The 17,365-nt window shown below is 36.1% G+C and carries 16 protein-coding genes, 1 tRNA gene and 1 pseudogene; 10 read left to right on the top strand and 8 right to left on the bottom strand.

Annotated elements, in window-relative coordinates:
• Position 1: 1 nt before the first annotated feature.
• From EGI26_RS18220 to EGI26_RS18230, 3 genes are read right to left on the bottom strand one after another with little or no spacing between them, the layout of a single operon-like run.
• Positions 2–634 (bottom strand): HAD family phosphatase, encoded by a 633-nt coding sequence (locus tag EGI26_RS18220; protein WP_255080501.1) that lies wholly within the window; start codon positions 632–634, stop codon positions 2–4.
• Position 635: 1 nt separating this feature from the next.
• Entirely contained in the window at positions 636–1,589 is a 954-nt protein-coding gene (locus tag EGI26_RS18225) for an acetyl-CoA carboxylase carboxyltransferase subunit alpha (protein ID WP_255080502.1), read from the bottom strand.
• A 10-nt stretch (positions 1,590–1,599) separates the two neighbouring features.
• Positions 1,600–3,018, bottom strand: a complete 1,419-nt coding sequence (locus tag EGI26_RS18230; protein WP_255080503.1) for an MBL fold metallo-hydrolase RNA specificity domain-containing protein — start codon at positions 3,016–3,018, stop codon at positions 1,600–1,602.
• A gap of 85 nt (positions 3,019–3,103) precedes the next feature.
• Between EGI26_RS18230 and dacB the strand changes: the two genes are divergently transcribed.
• The 4 genes from dacB (at position 3,104) to EGI26_RS18250 (ending at position 7,580) form a co-directional block, all read left to right on the top strand.
• Positions 3,104–4,501, top strand: a complete 1,398-nt coding sequence (dacB, locus tag EGI26_RS18235) for a D-alanyl-D-alanine carboxypeptidase/D-alanyl-D-alanine-endopeptidase (RefSeq protein WP_255080504.1) — start codon at positions 3,104–3,106, stop codon at positions 4,499–4,501.
• A gap of 150 nt (positions 4,502–4,651) precedes the next feature.
• Positions 4,652–5,929: a pyridoxal phosphate-dependent aminotransferase family protein gene (locus tag EGI26_RS18240; protein ID WP_255080505.1), complete on the top strand. Its 1,278-nt coding sequence runs from the start codon at positions 4,652–4,654 to the stop codon at positions 5,927–5,929.
• Positions 5,930–5,937: 8 nt separating this feature from the next.
• The gene (locus EGI26_RS18245; RefSeq protein ID WP_255080506.1) at positions 5,938–6,738 is read left to right on the top strand and encodes an alpha/beta fold hydrolase; all 801 of its coding nucleotides are present in this window, start codon (positions 5,938–5,940) and stop codon (positions 6,736–6,738) included.
• A gap of 26 nt (positions 6,739–6,764) precedes the next feature.
• Positions 6,765–7,580, top strand: a complete 816-nt coding sequence (locus tag EGI26_RS18250) for a hypothetical protein (RefSeq protein ID WP_255080507.1) — start codon at positions 6,765–6,767, stop codon at positions 7,578–7,580.
• Here EGI26_RS18250 and EGI26_RS18255 read toward each other — a convergent pair.
• Positions 7,551–7,745, bottom strand: coding sequence for a hypothetical protein (locus EGI26_RS18255; RefSeq protein WP_255080508.1), 195 nt, complete (start codon positions 7,743–7,745; stop codon positions 7,551–7,553). The two genes, EGI26_RS18250 and EGI26_RS18255, sit on opposite strands and share 30 nt — an antisense overlap.
• Position 7,746: 1 nt before the next feature.
• Positions 7,747–8,004, bottom strand: a complete 258-nt coding sequence (locus tag EGI26_RS18260; RefSeq protein WP_255080509.1) for a cytochrome b5 domain-containing protein — start codon at positions 8,002–8,004, stop codon at positions 7,747–7,749.
• A gap of 113 nt (positions 8,005–8,117) precedes the next feature.
• Here EGI26_RS18260 and EGI26_RS18265 point away from each other — a divergent pair, with 113 nt between their 5' ends.
• The 4 genes from EGI26_RS18265 to EGI26_RS18280 all read left to right on the top strand — a co-directional run bounded on the left by EGI26_RS18265 (position 8,118) and on the right by EGI26_RS18280 (position 13,122).
• A complete protein-coding gene (locus tag EGI26_RS18265; protein WP_255080510.1) occupies positions 8,118–8,567 on the top strand; it encodes a hypothetical protein in 450 nt (149 codons plus the stop codon).
• A gap of 84 nt (positions 8,568–8,651) precedes the next feature.
• Entirely contained in the window at positions 8,652–9,665 is a 1,014-nt protein-coding gene (gene thiL / locus EGI26_RS18270) for a thiamine-phosphate kinase (protein ID WP_255080511.1), read from the top strand.
• Positions 9,666–9,856: 191 nt separating this feature from the next.
• Complete coding sequence (locus EGI26_RS18275; RefSeq protein WP_255080512.1) at positions 9,857–12,847, top strand: PVC-type heme-binding CxxCH protein; 2,991 nt, start codon at positions 9,857–9,859, stop codon at positions 12,845–12,847.
• Positions 12,844–13,122, top strand: coding sequence for a SelT/SelW/SelH family protein (locus tag EGI26_RS18280; RefSeq protein WP_255080513.1), 279 nt, complete (start codon positions 12,844–12,846; stop codon positions 13,120–13,122). The genes EGI26_RS18275 and EGI26_RS18280 overlap by 4 nt, the downstream gene beginning before the upstream one ends.
• A gap of 51 nt (positions 13,123–13,173) precedes the next feature.
• On the opposite strand, the gene EGI26_RS18285 is transcribed toward EGI26_RS18280, so the two are convergent.
• Entirely contained in the window at positions 13,174–14,436 is a 1,263-nt protein-coding gene (locus tag EGI26_RS18285; protein ID WP_255080514.1) for an asparagine synthetase B, read from the bottom strand.
• A gap of 128 nt (positions 14,437–14,564) precedes the next feature.
• On the opposite strand from EGI26_RS18285, the gene EGI26_RS18290 reads away from it, so the two are divergent.
• Positions 14,565–15,806, top strand: coding sequence for an ABC transporter permease (locus EGI26_RS18290; protein WP_255080515.1), 1,242 nt, complete (start codon positions 14,565–14,567; stop codon positions 15,804–15,806).
• A 116-nt stretch (positions 15,807–15,922) separates the two neighbouring features.
• Positions 15,923–16,006, top strand: a tRNA-Leu gene (locus tag EGI26_RS18295).
• A gap of 202 nt (positions 16,007–16,208) precedes the next feature.
• On the opposite strand, the gene EGI26_RS18300 is transcribed toward EGI26_RS18295, so the two are convergent.
• Together EGI26_RS18300 and EGI26_RS18305 are read right to left on the bottom strand one after the other, a co-directional pair.
• The gene (locus tag EGI26_RS18300) at positions 16,209–17,129 is read right to left on the bottom strand and encodes a transposase (RefSeq protein WP_255077348.1); all 921 of its coding nucleotides are present in this window, start codon (positions 17,127–17,129) and stop codon (positions 16,209–16,211) included.
• A 55-nt stretch (positions 17,130–17,184) separates the two neighbouring features.
• Positions 17,185–17,365: pseudogene (locus tag EGI26_RS18305) on the bottom strand (transposase); the annotation flags it as partial.

The raw sequence follows: 17,365 nt of genomic DNA on the forward strand, positions 1-17,365 counted from the left end.
ACTAAAGTATATGTTCTAAGATTTCAGTAAAACATTCAGGTGGATTAATTTTTATACATTGAATACCCAAGTCCGACGCGGCATCTGTATTGTCCTGATTATCGTCCAAAAATAAAATTTCTTGAGGTTTCAAGCCAATTTTATTGATAACAGCATCATAAATCTTATATTCGGGTTTCCACAAACCCATTTTGTATGACAAAAAAGTTTCGTTAAAAATTGTTTCGAAGTTCGTGATACCAAACTTGGTTCTGAAATATTGCCGACACTGCTCTATATGAATATTGTTGGTATTGCTGAGTAGATATATCGGATATTTCATTTTCAGAGATTCTAAAAAATCCAATCTCTTTTTAGGAACATCCAGCAGCAGAGCATTCCAAGCTTGGTCAATCTCCTGATCATTAAGTGGATAACTCAATATCTGTCGAATAACATCTCTGAATTCGTCGTCTGAATAAAACCCAGTTTCATATTTTTTGAAAACTTCGGCATCGGCAAAAAGTTGTTTAATTCTTGTCGGAGACTTAAAAGTCAGCTCCGAAAAAGCCAGAACTGTCTTCTCAACATCAATATTGATGATTACATTTCCAAAATCAAATACAACGGCTTTTATAGTAGATTTTGAACCCATATTATTCCACTACTACGCCCATTGAGCAAAATTTATCAATTCTTTCTGAAATTCTTTCTTGCGGAGTAAGTTTCTCAAGCTCAGTTATTTCCGATATAATGGTTTTCTTCAACGTTTCTGACATTTCGTCCCACTTAAGATGTGCTCCTCCCTGCGGTTCAGCTATTATTCCGTCTATCAAGCCATTTTGTTTCATATCCACCGCAGTAAGCTTAAGAGCCTCGGCCGCTTGCTCTTTAAACTCCCAAGTTCTCCAAAGAATAGTCGAGCAGTTTTCAGGCGAAATTACTGAGTACCAAGAGTTTTCGAGCATCAATACCTTGTCTCCAATAGCAATTCCCAATGCTCCTCCAGATGCTCCTTCACCTATTATTATACAAATAACCGGCACTCTCAAGGTCATCATTTCCTTAAGGTTTCTTGCAATGGCCTCCCCTTGGCCTCTTTCCTCGGCTTCAAGACCTGGAAAAGCCCCCGGAGTGTCTATCAAAGTAACTATTGGCAAACCAAATTTCTCAGCCAATTTCATCAATCTCAGTGCCTTTCTGTATCCTTCAGGATTTGGCATACCGAAATTACGGTGCTGCCTTTCCTTTGTTTTTCTTCCTTTTTGTTGACCAATAATCATCACGCTTAAGCCGTCTATATTGGCTATTCCACCAACCACAGCCGGATCGTCCCTGACTGTTCGGTCTCCATGCAACTCATGAAATTCGGTGCAAATTCTTTCTATGTAGTCTAAGGTATAAGGCCTGTCAGGGTGTCTTGAAAGCTGAACCCTCTGCCAACGTGTAAGGTTCTGAAACGTTTCAGCTCTCAAAGAATCAATGGCGGATGAGAGGTTTCTCACAGCATCACTTACATCTACATTGTTATCTTCCGCCAATTTTTTCATGTCTTCTAATTTGGCTTCAAGCTCGGCTATAGGTTTTTCAAATTCTAGTAAAGTTCTCATTTAAGTCTCTTTATAATTCAAATGATTGGTTTTGATTAGGCATTTCTACGTTTTCGTAACCTTTTGTTTCTAATATTTCCTTAAAATTAATCATGGCATCCATATCACCATGAACCAGAAAAAGCTTTTTTAATTTTGTTTTATCTTGGTTTTCTGCAAAGCTAATCAAATCGTTCAAATCTCCATGCCCACTAAACACATCTATTTTTTTTATGGCGGCATTTACTGCAAATTTCTTGTTTCTAATCTGCAAATCTTTCAAATCTCCTGACAGTAATCTCCCTCCCACCGAATCTTCGGTGGCATAGCCTACCATCAAAATAGTGGCATAAGGATTTTCGATGTTTTTCTCTACATGATACTCCACTCTTCCACCTTTTATCATGCCCGAAGACGAAATGATGATGCAAGATTCTGTATGCGTTGATGCAGCTTTACTTTCAATATCGGTTTCGAGATAATGAAGATTTTCGAAGTCAAATATTGAATCTGTTTCTTCGTAAAAATCTCTCGCATCCTTATTAAGTTGCTTTCTGAACTTTTCGTAAACCTTGGTGCTTACTCTAGCTAATGGGCTATCAGTAAATACCTTAATAGGCTTGATGTCGTAGTTTTGGTAAAGTCTATTGAGTGTGTAAAGCAAACATTGCGTACGGCCAACGCTAAAAGACGGAACAATCAAACGACCAGTAATATCTACACATGCTTCTTGAATAATATCTTTCAAAACTTGCTCAGGTTCGCCTGCATCTGAGTGGTTTCTGTTGCCGTAGGTTGATTCCATCACCAAATAATCTACTTCAGGAATTGTAACGGGATCTACTAAAAGCGGGAAGTTTTTTCGACCAATATCTCCTGAAAACCCAATTTTTTTGAAAACTCCATTTTCTAAAACCTCAATGACAATGTGGGCTGCACCGAGTAAATGTCCTGCTGGATAGAAGGTTACATAACCGTCGTCTTTAAACTTAAATCTGTTGCCAAAAGCTATGGGCACAAAGTTCTGAACGGCCTCATCGACTTGTTTTCTCAAATAAAGTCCCTGCGTTTCTATGCTTTTCCACTTTTTAGATTTCTTGTGGCTTTTTTCTATATTTTTTACGATTCTCGAGTTCAAATTTGCGGCATCGTGTAGCAACAACTCCGACAATTCCATGGTTGGGCTGGTACAAAGTACTTGTCCTTCAAAACCCGACTGGTAAAGATTTGGAATTTGACCAGAGTGATCAATATGGGCATGCGTCAGAAATACAATATTTAACAAGGAAGCATCAAAAGGAAAATTTCCATACTGAAAAACCTCTCTGTGATTCTGAGAGCCATCCAAAGTAGAACCACAATCAATAAGAATACGATAATCGTCCTCTAATTCTAAGAGAAACATACTACCTGTCACTTTTCTGGCTGCACCATAAAATGTAAGCCTCATTGATTACTGTTTTTTTAGAAAATTTATGTAAAAGGACTGCAAAGATAGTATATTGGAGTACTATTAAAGAAAATTTTAGAGATTCATGAAAATATTTTGCATAATAATCTTACAAATAAGCACTTATTCAAGTCAATTAAATACCATTATTTCGCAATATTTAGGAAATTCCTCAGCCGAAAATACAAATGTTTCTATAAGTATAAGAAAAATATCTGATGAAAAGGAGATATTTAGCTATCAGCCTAAAATGGCTTTGCCGCCAGCATCTACTTTAAAATTACTCACTACCGGAACGGCCCTTGATACTTTAGGGGAAGATTTCAGGTTTAAGACAATCGTAAAAACAAGAGGTCAAATAAATAATGGCATTCTCGATGGAAATATCATTATTGTGCCAAATGGAGACCCAAGTTTTGGCTCAAAAAGATTGGGTTTAAATTCGATTAATGAAATAGTGGAAACTTTGAAGTTAACAAAAATTAAGCAGATAAATGGAAGGATACTAATTGAAGAAAATAGAAAATACCAAATTCCAAATGATTGGCTGTTAGGAGATTTAGGAAATTACTATGGTGCATTCCCGAAAGATTTCAATTACAATGAAAACTTTTATACCGTTTATTTCAATGGAGGAGATAAAGTCGGTGATTCGGTCAGCATTAAAAAAGTTTCGCCAAGCTCAGTGACATGGAAAATAAAAAACGATGTTAGAACAGCTGAAAAAGGCACTGGTGACCAAGTCAATATACTCAACTTAGCTCCTTATAACGAGATAGTTATGAGCGGAACTGTGCCTTTGAAAAGCTCAAACTTCGAAGTTAAAGGTTCCATTCCAAATATAAATAATGTTTTTGTGGATTTGCTCATAGCAGAATGTTCAAAAAATGAGATTGAAGTTTCAAATGAAGTTCAGACTCTTGACAATCCTACAGACACATTGATTATTTTACACTCACCTAAACTATCAACAATAGCTGAACATTGCAATTTTAGAAGCATTAACTTTTTTGCCGATGGCCTGTCTAACTTTTTAGTTAGCAATCTCTCTGATTCGGCCCAAGACTACAATATTTTTTTGAAGAACTATTGGTCAAAAAAAGGTTTGAATCTAAATAATTTCAGCTTTTTGGATGGAAGCGGTTTATCTCCTATGAATACTTTTTCTCCTCAAACCATGACTTCTTTTTTGTCTAAAATGGCTTTAAGCAAAAGCTTTGACTCTTTTTTAGCCAGTATACCCAAAGTAGGAAAGTCGGGAACCGTGGCCACTTTAGATCCATCAGGAATAACAAGGGGAAGAATTTATGCTAAAAGTGGATCAATTTCTGGGACGAGGAACTATGCTGGATATTTTTTTAGTGAAAAAAATGATATTTATTCTTTTTGTATTTATTTGAATGGACTTAATGATGCCGTTCAATTACTTTCTCGTCAATTTTTGCAAAATTTATTGTTTAAAATGATTGATTTAAATCAATAATATTTTTATTTGCCAGTGTTTTATACGTGTTCCCAAAAAATATAAATTTAACGAAAATACTTCCTCAATGCATAATTGAGTAGTATTCTATGTGCTTTTTTAAAATTACGATTCACTCTCTCATATTTTTCACCAAAAAAAAGAAAAAAAATGGGAGTATCCATCTTTGACAAAATTTCTAAGGATTCCGGTCCATTAGGTGCCATTTCACATTTTGGTCACCATTATTTTAGCTATCCAATTCTTGAGGGAGAAATAGGCCCTTACATGACTTTTAACGGAAATAAAATTCTGAATTGGTCATTGAACAATTATCTTGGTTTGTCTAATCACCCAGCAGTAAGAAAAGCCGACTCAGACGCAATTGATCAGTTTGGACTTAGTTATCCGATGGGTTCAAGAATGATGAGTGCTAACTCACACTTTCATGAAAAATTCGAAAAAGACTTGGCAGAATTTTCTGGCTATGAAGATGCTTTTCTAATGAACTTTGGATACCAGGGCATCATGTCAGTAATAGAATCAGTGGTTGACCACCGAGATGTTATAGTGTTCGATGGAGATTGTCATGCTTGTTTGATTGATGGCATCAGACTACACAAAGCCAAAGGGGGGGCATATTATAGATACAATCACAATGATATGGCTAGCCTTGAATTAAATCTTAAAAGAGCAACAAAGCTTTCTTCTCAAAACGGTGGTGGTATTTTAGTAATAACCGAGGGCGTTTTTGGGATGACAGGTCAGATTGGCAAAATTGATGAAATAGTTAAGCTCAAGGAGAAATTTGATTTCAAACTATTGGTTGATGATGCTCATGGATTCGGCGTTCTAGGTGCTAATGGCAGAGGTACACCCGAGCATTTTGATTGTCAAAACGAAGTAGATTTGTATTTTGCCACTTTCACAAAAGCAATGTCTGCAATGGGAGCGTTTGTGGGAGCAAGTGCCGAGGTCGTCAAATATCTTCGTTATAATGTTAGATCACAGATTTATGCCAAGGCTTTGCCGATGGGGTATGTCTTAGGTGGCATAAAAAGACTAGAGGTGATCAGAGAAAATCCTCAATTTCGCGAAAAATTGTGGCAAATTGCTATGAGACTTCAAAATGGTTTGAAAGGAGAAGGCTTTAATTTAGAAACTACAAATAGCCATGTAACACCGGTTTATTTCAACAAAGATTTTACACAAAATGAAGTCGGCAACATGGTTATCGACTTGAGAGAAAATCTCAAGATATTTTGCTCTGTTGTTATTTATCCAGTTGTAAATAAAGGGGTTGTAATGTTAAGACTAATCCCAACTTCGATGCATTCTTTTGAAGACGTTGACTATACAATAGAGGCTTTCAAAAAAATCAGATCAAAACTTCAAAATGGTGAATACAATTTTGCAATACCTTTGAGAAGTGAAATATATTCAAACTAAAATATTTTATGCCAATTATTGAGTTAAAAAACGCTTCCTGCAATTATATATTGGAAGGTGAGGGTCAGGACACCATTGTATTTGCTCACGGTCTACTGTGGAGTCATTGGCTTTTTCATAACCAGATTTCTTTTTTGAAATCAAACTACCGAATACTAGCTTTTGATTTCAGAGGGCAGGGAAAATCTACTTCCAAAAACGGGAAATACGACATGGAGAGCCTTTACGAAGACACTGTCGAGATTATTGAAACTTTAATAGGCCAACCTGTCATTTTCGCTGGATTGTCTATGGGAGGATACGTTGGAATTGCATTGGGAGCTAAAAGGCCTGATTTAGTAAAAAAGCTTATTCTTATGGAAACAACAACAGACGCAGAGACGGTAGATAGCATTTCTAAATATAAAATGCTAAACAACTTAGTAAAAACCGTTGGTTACTGGCCTGTAGAAAAATCAATTATGTCTATTATGTTTGGCAAAAAATTCCTTGATGATAAGTCCAGGGTTAATCAATATGATGCTTTTTTAAAAAAACTTAAAGAAAACAACCGTTCCTTAATAGTGAAAGCCACTGAAGGTGTAATTTCAAGAAAATCAACAGAATATCATTTGACCGAAATTAGATGCAAGACATTGATAATTGTTGGTAGTCAAGATGTTCCATGTCCAGTGGAAAAATCGCAATATTTAGCAGATAATATAAAAAACTCTCAGCTTGTTATAATCGAAGGAGCTGGACATACTGGCACACTAGAAGAGCCTGAGAAATATAACCTTGCAATAAAGAATTTTATTGAAAATGATTGATACTTTTGGGTTGTTTTAGAAAAAAAATGATTCAAAATAAAGTAAAAACGTTCTTTCAATATATTTCGTATTCCAGCTTAAATGTGGTTGCGGCTACGATTGTTTGTTTTGTAGCTTTCTATAAGCTCCCAAACAATCAGCCTTTTAATGACTTTTTATCCCTTGCCCAGCTTGGTCTGACCTGCTGGGCAATTTATATTTTAGACAGACTACGCGACAACATCTCAACGTCAGAGATAATAACAGATAGGCATAAATTTCATTTTGACCATCAATTTATACTTCAAATTCTATTGATTTCATCGGTGGCAATAACCGCGATAATAGCTCTATTTCAACCCTTTATACTCAATGTTTATGGAATAATACTTTTGGTCGTAGTAGGTTTTTATGTGTACTTTATTTCGCCAAAGTATCCATTTTTGAAAGAACTTTTCATGCCAATTATCTACACTTCAGCGGTTGGAGGAGTTCCTTTTGTATTAAATTCAAGTATAAGTTTTAGCTCTTGGATTTTGGCACTAATGTTTTTTGGAATAGTAATTCAAAACGCATTTTCATTCTCTTATTTTGAATCAGAAGAAGACCAAAATTCAGAAAATATTTGCAGAAAAATTGGGCAAAAAAATACTCGAAGAGTAATTAATTACGTGACGAGTCTAAATATTTTTTTGGTTATTTTCTTTTTTGGAAACCAACTTCTTTACACAAACTTGCTAGCATTTATCTTTGCAGCCATTTCTATTCTTACTTCACTAGTTGTTGCAAATTCGTCCAAATTCAGAAATAATTATCGCTGGATAATTGATTCCTTACTTTTTCTTCCCTTGATTGTCTTTTAATTTTTGCATGCCTCTTCTATAAAGTGCAAATAAAATACCTCCTATGCCAAGCATCAACAAAAAATAAGTATCCGAAAAAGGCACGTCTTTGTAGATAAACTGATCTACCCAAATGACCAAAAAGCCAATACTTCCAAAAAATATCAAAACATCTACCAGTTTCATATCAGTCAATTAATTTTCCAATGATTTTCATTTTTTCAAAAACGGTTTCTGTGTGCGGTGCATCTTTAAGTTCAGCAGTCAAATCTTGACCTGCCCAATGTTCATAATGCTTACCATTTTTCCAAAGTCTCGAATTTGAAACATCATACACAAACCCATTGTACGCCACCCAAATTTCTGGTTTGTCAGTACCGTTTCTGAGCGACAAAGCCCTTTTTTTTATTTCTTTTAATTCCAAAAGCTGAAAATTTAATTTCAAAAGTAATACAATTGTCCTTTTAGCGTAGTTTCTTCAAGAAAAATGTGGCATTTTTTTTGCCTTATACAACGAATCAAGATATATTTACGTTTTATAAAGAAAACAATTTTAAAATGAACAAAAGGTTACTATTTTCAACTATAATCGCTTTTGGCGTTTTTGCTGTTTCTTCTTGCAAAACTAAAGTTGCCCCTGTTTCTGAAAGGATTGCGAAAATTTGGACGGCAAGTTCTGTAAAAGAAAATGGTACTGAGGTATATAAAACTGGCGGTACAACTAACACTAAGCCCGGGTATAGTACTTATAAACTAGACCTTTCTACACCTCCAAGTGTTACTATTAGAGAAATTGATGGCGGAACATACACAGGTACGTATTCAGTAACAGCCACCACATTGTCTATCAAAGGACTTACACCACAGCCAACCGGAACTGGTGGAAATTTAGATTTTACAATTACCTCACTATCTGATGACGGCATAAACTTGGTACTTACAGGTACCACCCCATATCCAAAAACTGGAAATACCACCAATACGTATACATTAATAACAAGTAATTAATTTCAGCTAAATATAGTCATTGAAGGTGTTTCGAAAGGGACACCTTTTTTTTGTATATAGCTTCTAAAAGCTTAATTTTGTTGAATGGAAAAAGAAACAATAGAAAGTCTGGGAGAATTTGGACTTATAGATAGAATAAAAAGCAAAGCGGTTATTTTCAATTCCAACACCTCTATGGGGATTGGTGATGATGCCGCTGTAATAGATAACGGCAAAACCTTTACACTTATCAGTACTGATTTATTGCTTGAAGGAGTTCATTTTGATTTAACCTACACACCACTTAAACATCTTGGTTATAAGGCTGTTGCAATAAATGTTTCGGATATTGCAGCCATGAATGGCACTCCAAAACAAATAACGGTATCTATTGCCATCAGCAATCGTTTTGATTTAGAGGCCATAGATGAGTTTTATGAGGGTGTAAATGCTGCCTGTGAGGCATATCATATAGATCTTGTGGGTGGAGATACTGCCTCAAGTCGCTCAGGATTAGTTATTTCTGTTACTGCAGTTGGAGAGGTAGACAAAGATAAAATTGTTTATCGGTCAGGTGCTGGCGAAAACGATATTGTATGCGTGACGGGTGATTTAGGAGCTGCTTATATGGGTTTACAAGTATTGGAGCGTGAAAAGCAAGAATTTCTTGGAAATCCTCAAATGCAACCAAAAATAGATGATAAAACTTATATTGTTGGTAGGCAACTGAAACCCGAAGGTAGAACAGATATTGTGCATGATTTAAACGAAATCGGTGTGGTTCCTACCTCCATGATCGATATCTCAGATGGTTTAGCTTCAGAAATCCTTCACCTTTCAAAACATTCTGAAGTTGGATTTACCGTATTTTTTGAAAACATTCCAATCGAAAACATCACCTTGGAAACCTGCACAGAATTTAATTTGAATCCCATAGCCAGTATCATAAGCGGTGGAGAAGATTATGAACTGTTAATGACTTTCAAGCAAGCTGACTTTGAAAAGATAAAATCGATTCCTGAAATTACGCCAATCGGATTTGTGACAAAAGAGAAAGAAAATTGGTTGGTTCTAAATTCTGGTGAAAAAACAAAAATAGTAGCCCAAGGATGGAAATAAAAAACTTCATCACATTGTTGAAGTTTGATATTTGATATAAATTCTCCAAATTATGATGAATATAATCTTAAAAGACTACTTTTTGTAAAAAGAATAAATCCGAAACAATTATATTTATCAGGAAAAAACTTTTACAAATTCTAAATTTTAGATTTTGTAGATTTACTTATCTATTTAATATTCAACTCTAGATGAAAAAACTATCAATTTTATTGGCTATTTCGCTATGTTCTTTTCTTTCTGACCAAAGAGAACCTCTTACTGCCGAAGAATATGCCAAACTCACAGAATCTCAAAAAAGGACTGTTGAACACGCCCTAGACGGCATAGATTTAAAAGACTCTGAATTAGAAATTAGTCTTTTTGCATCTGAACCCATGATGACGAATCCCACAAACATGGACATTGACGCCAAAGGTAGAGTTTGGATTTGTGAAGCTTATAACTACAGAAATGCCCTCAATCCTAGAAATCCATATAACCCCAAAGGCGACAGGATTTTGATTATGGAAGACACTGATATGGATGGCAAAGCCGACAAATCTAAAGTATTTTACCAAGGTGAAGACATCAATGCAGCCCTAGGAATAGCGGTTTTGGGAAATAAAGTCTATGTTTCCTGCAGTCCCAATGTTTTTGTTTTTACAGATGAAAACGGTGACGATATACCTGATAAAAAGGAAATTCTTTTTTCTGGAATTGGTGGACTACAACACGACCATGGTATGCATGCGTTTGTTTTTGGACCTGATGGTAAGCTTTACTTCAATTTTGGAAATTCAGGAAATACTTTAATTTCTAAAAATGGCAAATCGTATTTGGATGATAAAAACAAAGTGATCACTGGTGATGGAAAACCATACCGAGAAGGCATGGTCTTTAGAGCAAACGAAGACGGAACAGATTTGGAGCCATTGGCTTGGAATTTTAGAAACAATTATGAGCTTGCCTTAGACAGCTATGGAAAAATGTGGCAATCAGATAACGATGACGATGGAAATAGGAGTACGCGTATAAACTATGTGATGGATTATGGTAACTACGGCTTCAAAGACGAAATGACAGGTGCCGACTGGAGAGTGCGTAGAACCAATATTGAAGATTCTGTTTATCGCAAGCACTGGCATTTGAATGATCCTGGAGTAGTACCTAATTTGTTGCAGACTTATGCTGGATCACCAACCGGAATTATTTTTTATGAAGGTTCTCTCCTACCTGCCAAATATCGAAACCAAATAATACATTGTGATGCTGGGCCAAATATTGTGAGAGCCTATCCAACAGTTAAAAATGGAGCGGGTTTCTCGGCATCGGTCTTGGATATTTTGGATGGTTCAAAAAGAGATAAATGGTTTCGACCTTCAGACATCACAGTGGCTCCAGATGGTTCCATATTCGTGTCAGATTGGTACGACCCAGGTGTTGGAGGTCATGCAATGGGAGATTCACTGAGAGGCAGAATATATCGAATAGCACCAAAAGGAGTCAATTACAAAGTACCTGTGTATGATTATGCCAACGCTGCTGGAGCCACTCAAGCTCTTCAAAATCCAAATCAATCTGTTAAGTATTTAGCTTATCAGTCATTGAAAAATATGGGATCTAAGGCTGAAAATTCACTTAAAGAACTGGTGAATGGTGCAAATCCGGCTATGGCTGCAAGAGCTTATTGGCTTTTGGCTGACCAAAATAGCCTTTGGATTAACCACGCTGCCGAAAGTCAGAATGAAGACTTGAGAGTCTTGGCTGTCAGAATGGCTAGAAAGTATTTCAAAAATCCTTATGAGTTCTTAAAAGAAATGGCTGGCGATGCCTCTTTACAAGTTAAAAGAGAAGTAGCGGTGGCTTTAAGACATAAAAATTACTCGGATATTTGGGTAAAATTAGCTTCTGAATATAAAGGAAATGACCGCTGGTACTTAGAGGCTCTTGGAATTGCGGCCAACGAAGATTGGGACAAATCCTTGGAATTGCTTCAAGCTAAAGAAGGAAATGAGTGGTTGAGCAAACCGCACGTAAAAGAGCTTGTTTGGAGAAGCCGAGGGACCAAAACCATGGATTATTTGGCGGCGATTATACAAAATGAAACTTCTGAAGTAAATAAATGGAAATATTACAGAGCTTTCGACTTTCAGAAAGGAATAAACAAAAACGACGTCCTTTTCAAACTCATAAAGACAGTCAAAAATGATGCGGAAAAAGTGACCATTTTTAAACTGCTAGATCAAAATAGTATTCAAAACAATGCCAATTTTAAGGTTGAATTTCCAAAGCTTTTGGCCGGTATAAAAAATGATTTAGACTTTCTCGATTTGGTATCAAAATTCAATGTAAAATCACAATTTACCAGATTACACAATTTAACTTTGAATTCTGCTGATCGCCAAGTTTCTTCAGAAGCTGGCAATACAAGTGTAAAAATGCATGGTTCAAAAGGCCTTTTGTTAGAACTGAATAATCCGAAAAATGTAAAGAAAGCCATAGACAAGTATGGAAATGTTGACAATACCTTGATAGCCAACGAACTCGTTAAAATATATACCAATAAAAAGTATTCTGACGAAATAAGAACTTTGGCTCTTAATGAAATGGGCGGTTGGGAGTCAGAAGCTATTCTTTGGGAGCAATTTAAAGCAAAGAAAATCCCTGGAGAATATGTGGACATGGCCTTGAACATTCTAAAGCGAACCTGGCATGGAGATATCAGAAACGAAGTCAATAAAATAATAGCAACTGTTGGTGGTGAAACCATCAACATTGATAAGGTATTGAATGGAAAAGGAGACCAAACAGCTGGAAAAGAAGTATTTGCGGCCTATTGTGCTTCTTGCCATTTAGCCAAGGACTCAGGAATTGATTTTGGGCCGTCTTTGTCTCAAATCGGAAATAAATTAAGCAAACAAGGACTTCTCAATGCCATTGTCAATCCAAGCGAAGGAATTGGATTTGGTTATGAAACACAAGAAATCATCATGAAAAATGGCGACGTTTTGCAAGCAATAATCACATCAAAAACCGAAATTGATTTAATGGTAAAATATCCGGGTACATCAAATGTCACAATTTTAAAACTGAAGGATGTCTCAAAAATTGAACAAAAAAATGAGTCTTTGATGCCTAAGTTTGCTTTAAACGAATCAGAATTAAAAAATCTAATTTCTTACCTGGAAATACTAAAATGAAATATCAAATTACTATCGAATACTGCCCAAAATGTAACTGGATGATGCGTGCTGCATGGATTGCTCAAGAGCTTTTGGTTACTTTTGAAGAAGAAATAGAGCTGATGAGCTTGAAGCCTAGCCCTTCATCGGGTAGTTTTATAATTTGGATTGGCGATAAGGCTGTTTATGACAGAAAAACCTTTGGGGGATTTGCCGAACCCAAAGTTATCAAACAATTAATCAGAGATTTCATAGCTCCCGATAAAAAACTGGGGCATTCTGACCACAAATAAATAACCTTGGGTCAATTATTTGCCCAAGACAAAACTCTAGAAATTGAAAAACTATGTTTTCAATTTCTTTTTCTTAGCGGCAGGAAACAACACATTATTTAATATTAGACGATAACCAGCAGAATTTGGATGCAAATTCAAATCTGTTGGTTCTTCATTGACCATGTGTTGATAGTCCTCAGGATCATGACCTCCATAATATGTCCAAAAACCTTTTCCAGCGGTTCCGTGTATATATCTTGCTTCGTTAGAAAGCCTATTTTCGGCCAAAACCAAAACCTCTGATTTTACAAATTGCTTCTTAAATGCAGTAGTTTGACCCATAAAACCTTTTATAAGATTCTGGTGATTCTGCGTTAACATGGTCGGTACAGGGTCATACTTTGCAGAAAACTCAAACAAAGTAAAATAATCATTCGACTCATTTACTCCTCGCTCTGTCGGCTGATTGTCGATATCAGAAAACTCCACTTCATAAGGATCTGACTCTAAACTAAAATTCTTAAAAGCAAAAGTTCTATCAAAATTAAGTTTTGAATTTGCTTGAGGATCAGAACCATCGCCGTCATATACCGATTCTACAATATCAATACCCTGAGCCGCAAGTGCAACTTCATAAGTATCGGTGGCATTGCACATGGCAAACATATATCCCCCACCTAAAACAAACTCGCTTACTTTTTTTGCAACGGCTCCTTTCAATTCTGAAGCCTTTGAAAATCCAAATTTCTGAGCAATACTTTCAACCTCACGCTTTTGTTCTTGATACCAAGACGCACTTTTCATTCTGATAAACTTACCATATTGTCCAGTAAAATCTTCATGATGAAGATGCAACCAATCGTACTCAGGCAGTTTGCCACTCATTACTTCATCGTCATATACTTTATCAAAACTTATCTCGGCATAAGTTAAGGCCAAAGTGACTGCGTCATCCCAAGGCTGAGCACTTTTGGGGGTATAAACAGCAATTTTTGGTGCTTTTTGCAGCTTTACAGCATCCATGTTCACATCGGGATTTTTTACCAATCGTATTATATTAGCTGCATCTGCTTCAGAAATCACATCATAACTGATCCCTCTCACCACACATTCATTGATAAATGTTTGACTAACAGGAAACATGAAACTACCTCCTCTATAGTTCAACAGCCAATCTATTTCCGTTTCATAGTTTTTTAATACCCAAAACGCCAAACCATAGGCTTTTAAATGATTTTTCTGAGAATCATCCATAGGAATAAAGACCTGATTTGCAAAAATCCGACTGCTGAAAGTCAAAAAAATGATAAACGGCAAAATGGCTTTCTTCATTGGCTTGCTTAATTATTTACGAATATGGTAATTTGCATTAAAAACAAAAATACCTTACAATTATTGTTTTAGTATGTTTCAAATAAGGTTTTATTCAAAAATAATTCCAAAAGTTTTACCAAAAGAAAATGAATTTAAGAGAGAATATATCTGAAGGACTGAGGTCAATAAAGTCTAATTTGTTGAGAACTGTTTTGACGGCAGCCATAATTACATTTGGCATAATGTCTTTAGTAGGAATATTGACTGCCATAGAAGGCATGCAAGGCTCTGTAAACAAGAGCTTTGAGGGTTTAGGAGTAAATACATTTGACATAAAAGTCGAACAAAATAATGGGAGACGAAGAAGAGGTATAGTTAAAAAACAACCTAAGCCGATTTATTTCAGACAAGCTCTCGACTACAAAGAGAACTTCTCAAAAAAAACCAGAGCTGTCGTAAGTATTTATACAGTGGCTTCTCAAGGCGAAACCGTGAAGTATGAGACCGAAAAATCCAATCCGAATATTCTTGTTATCGGTGCTGATGAAAATTACCTTAATCTAAAGGGTTATAAAATACAATCAGGAAGAAACATTACCGAAAACGATAGATTCTATTCAAACAAAATGGTTTTGATAGGATTTGAAGTAGCTCAGAAGTTTTTTCCAGAAACGAGCCCAATTGGAAAAAACATAACTTTAATGGGTGAAAAATTTAATATTGGAGGTGTATTGGAAAAAAAAGGAAGTATTACTGGCGGTGATGACGACAGAGTAACCATCATTCCCTTGGAAGTTGCAAGGAACTTTGATCAAAACGGCAAATTTTCTTATGAAATAACCACCTCTGTACCTGATGCCATAGATTTAGATTATACTTTGGCAGAAGCCACCTCAGTAATGAGAATTGTGAGAGGTGACAAAGTATATGATGAAGACTCTTTCAAAATAGAACGTTCAGATGCTCTTTTGAACGACTTAAACGAAGTTACAGGATATTTACGAATTGGAGGATTTGGAATTTCTATCATAACACTCCTGGGAGCCTCTATAGCCCTCATGAACATCATGATGGTGTCGGTAACTGAAAGAACCCGTGAGATAGGCATCAGAAAAGCTCTTGGGGCTTCTCCCAAGAAGATTCGTCTTCAGTTTTTGATAGAAGCCATTGTGATATGTATCATAGGTGGGCTAGCTGGTGTGTTTTTAGGCATTGCCGCTGGCAACATTGTTTCATATTTTATGACTGGAGGCGGCAGCTTTGTTGTTCCATGGAACTGGATAACGCTCGGCCTCGTAGTTTGTATAGTTGTAGGTTTATTATCAGGATATTACCCTGCTTACAAAGCCTCCAAATTAGACCCAATTGAGTCTCTAAGGTATGAATAAAGCGATTTGAGAAGCATTCTTTGAAATATTTTTCACATTTTTTTTGAAAAATATTTGCGAAAAACTTGTACTCTTAAGAATCATACTCTACTTTTGCACTCCCAACACGAAGACACGCCCGGATGGCGGAATTGGTAGACGCGTTGGTCTCAAACACCAATGAGGTTACACTCGTGCCGGTTCGACTCCGGCTCCGGGTACAGAAGGCTCCTAAAGCAATTTAGGGGTCTTTTTTTTGTTTTCTCGACTTTCTGGTTTGTGCGTATTGAATTTCAACTAAGGAATTAGCCTTGTGCAAATAACTTTTTAAAAGAGATATTGAAGAAACGATCTTGTTAGAATTATATATCAAAAAAGATATTTAGGGATAATTTAGGATCAATCCAAAAAGTTGGGGGGAGGTTAAGCATATATTTTCTGTAATCTAAATAGGAAAAAACTTATGTCTCTTACTCCTCTGAATTGGCTTCTTAGTGCTTTTACTTTTGCGTTAAAAGACTCTGCTGAAGCATTTGTACTTCTATTGTCGAAATAATTTAGGATATATTCATAATTGTTCTGAATAGTTCTAGCGATGGTATTGAAGGTTTTCACCTCAAACTTTTCTACTGAATTATACCATAAGGCCAGTTTTTTAAAAGCTACTAATCTATTCTTTGACTGGTGGAAAATATTGGATAGTTCCATGCTGAGGTCGTATGCCTGCTTTAAGTCAGGATATAGTCTAAATAAAACCTCAGACCTATGTACTTGAGAAGCAGACCATTTACTTTCTCTTTGATGCAAAAGAAATCTACTTCTGATTAATAGTTGTTTTAAGGTATCACCGTTTTCTAAAACTTCTGGAACGTACCTCTTCTTCAGTTCTTTAGCATATTCTATTTCTTTATTTTCTTGATCTATTGCCGCCCAACGATGTTTGATTCTGATTTCTTGTACTGCATCACTGGCTAGCTTTTGGACATGAAACCTATCTGAAACCAGCTTAGCCTTAGGAAAGCTACGTTTAGCAATTCGCTCCATGGTTGGAGCAAGGTCCAATGTTATTTCCTTCACCTTTTTCCTCTTTGACTCTGGAATTTTGTGTAGAACCTCAATGACTGTATCACTGACAGTACCTTTGACCATCGCAATTAAAGCTCCTTTTTTGCCTTTTGCAGCCTTGTTGGTCAATATGGTATATAAATCACCATTTGAAAGACAGGTCTCATCCAGAGATAGATTTTCGCCAATATTTTCGGGATAAAGTATCCATTGTTGGGCATGTTCAAGCTGTTTCCAAGATGTATATCCACTCAGGTGGGCTGCATATTGTTCTTGCAAGCGTTTGCCGTCTAATTGAAACAATTCACCTATAACTTTGCAGCTAATTGGCGTATTATCCAAGAGCTCCTTTTAAAAAAGCCGCAAATTCCGATGTCATTCGCGTTCCTGAGGCTACTAAATTCCAGTTTCTATAGACTATTTTTCCACTATCATGATTGAGCCATTTACGTCGCTTGATTTTTAGAAAACAAGCCTTGCCACGAAGTGGGAAATCCCTAACTGTTTCTTCCTCA

It is taken from the genome of Lacihabitans sp. CCS-44, from assembly GCF_024343735.1.
Classification (GTDB): Bacteria; Bacteroidota; Bacteroidia; order Cytophagales; family Spirosomataceae; genus Leadbetterella.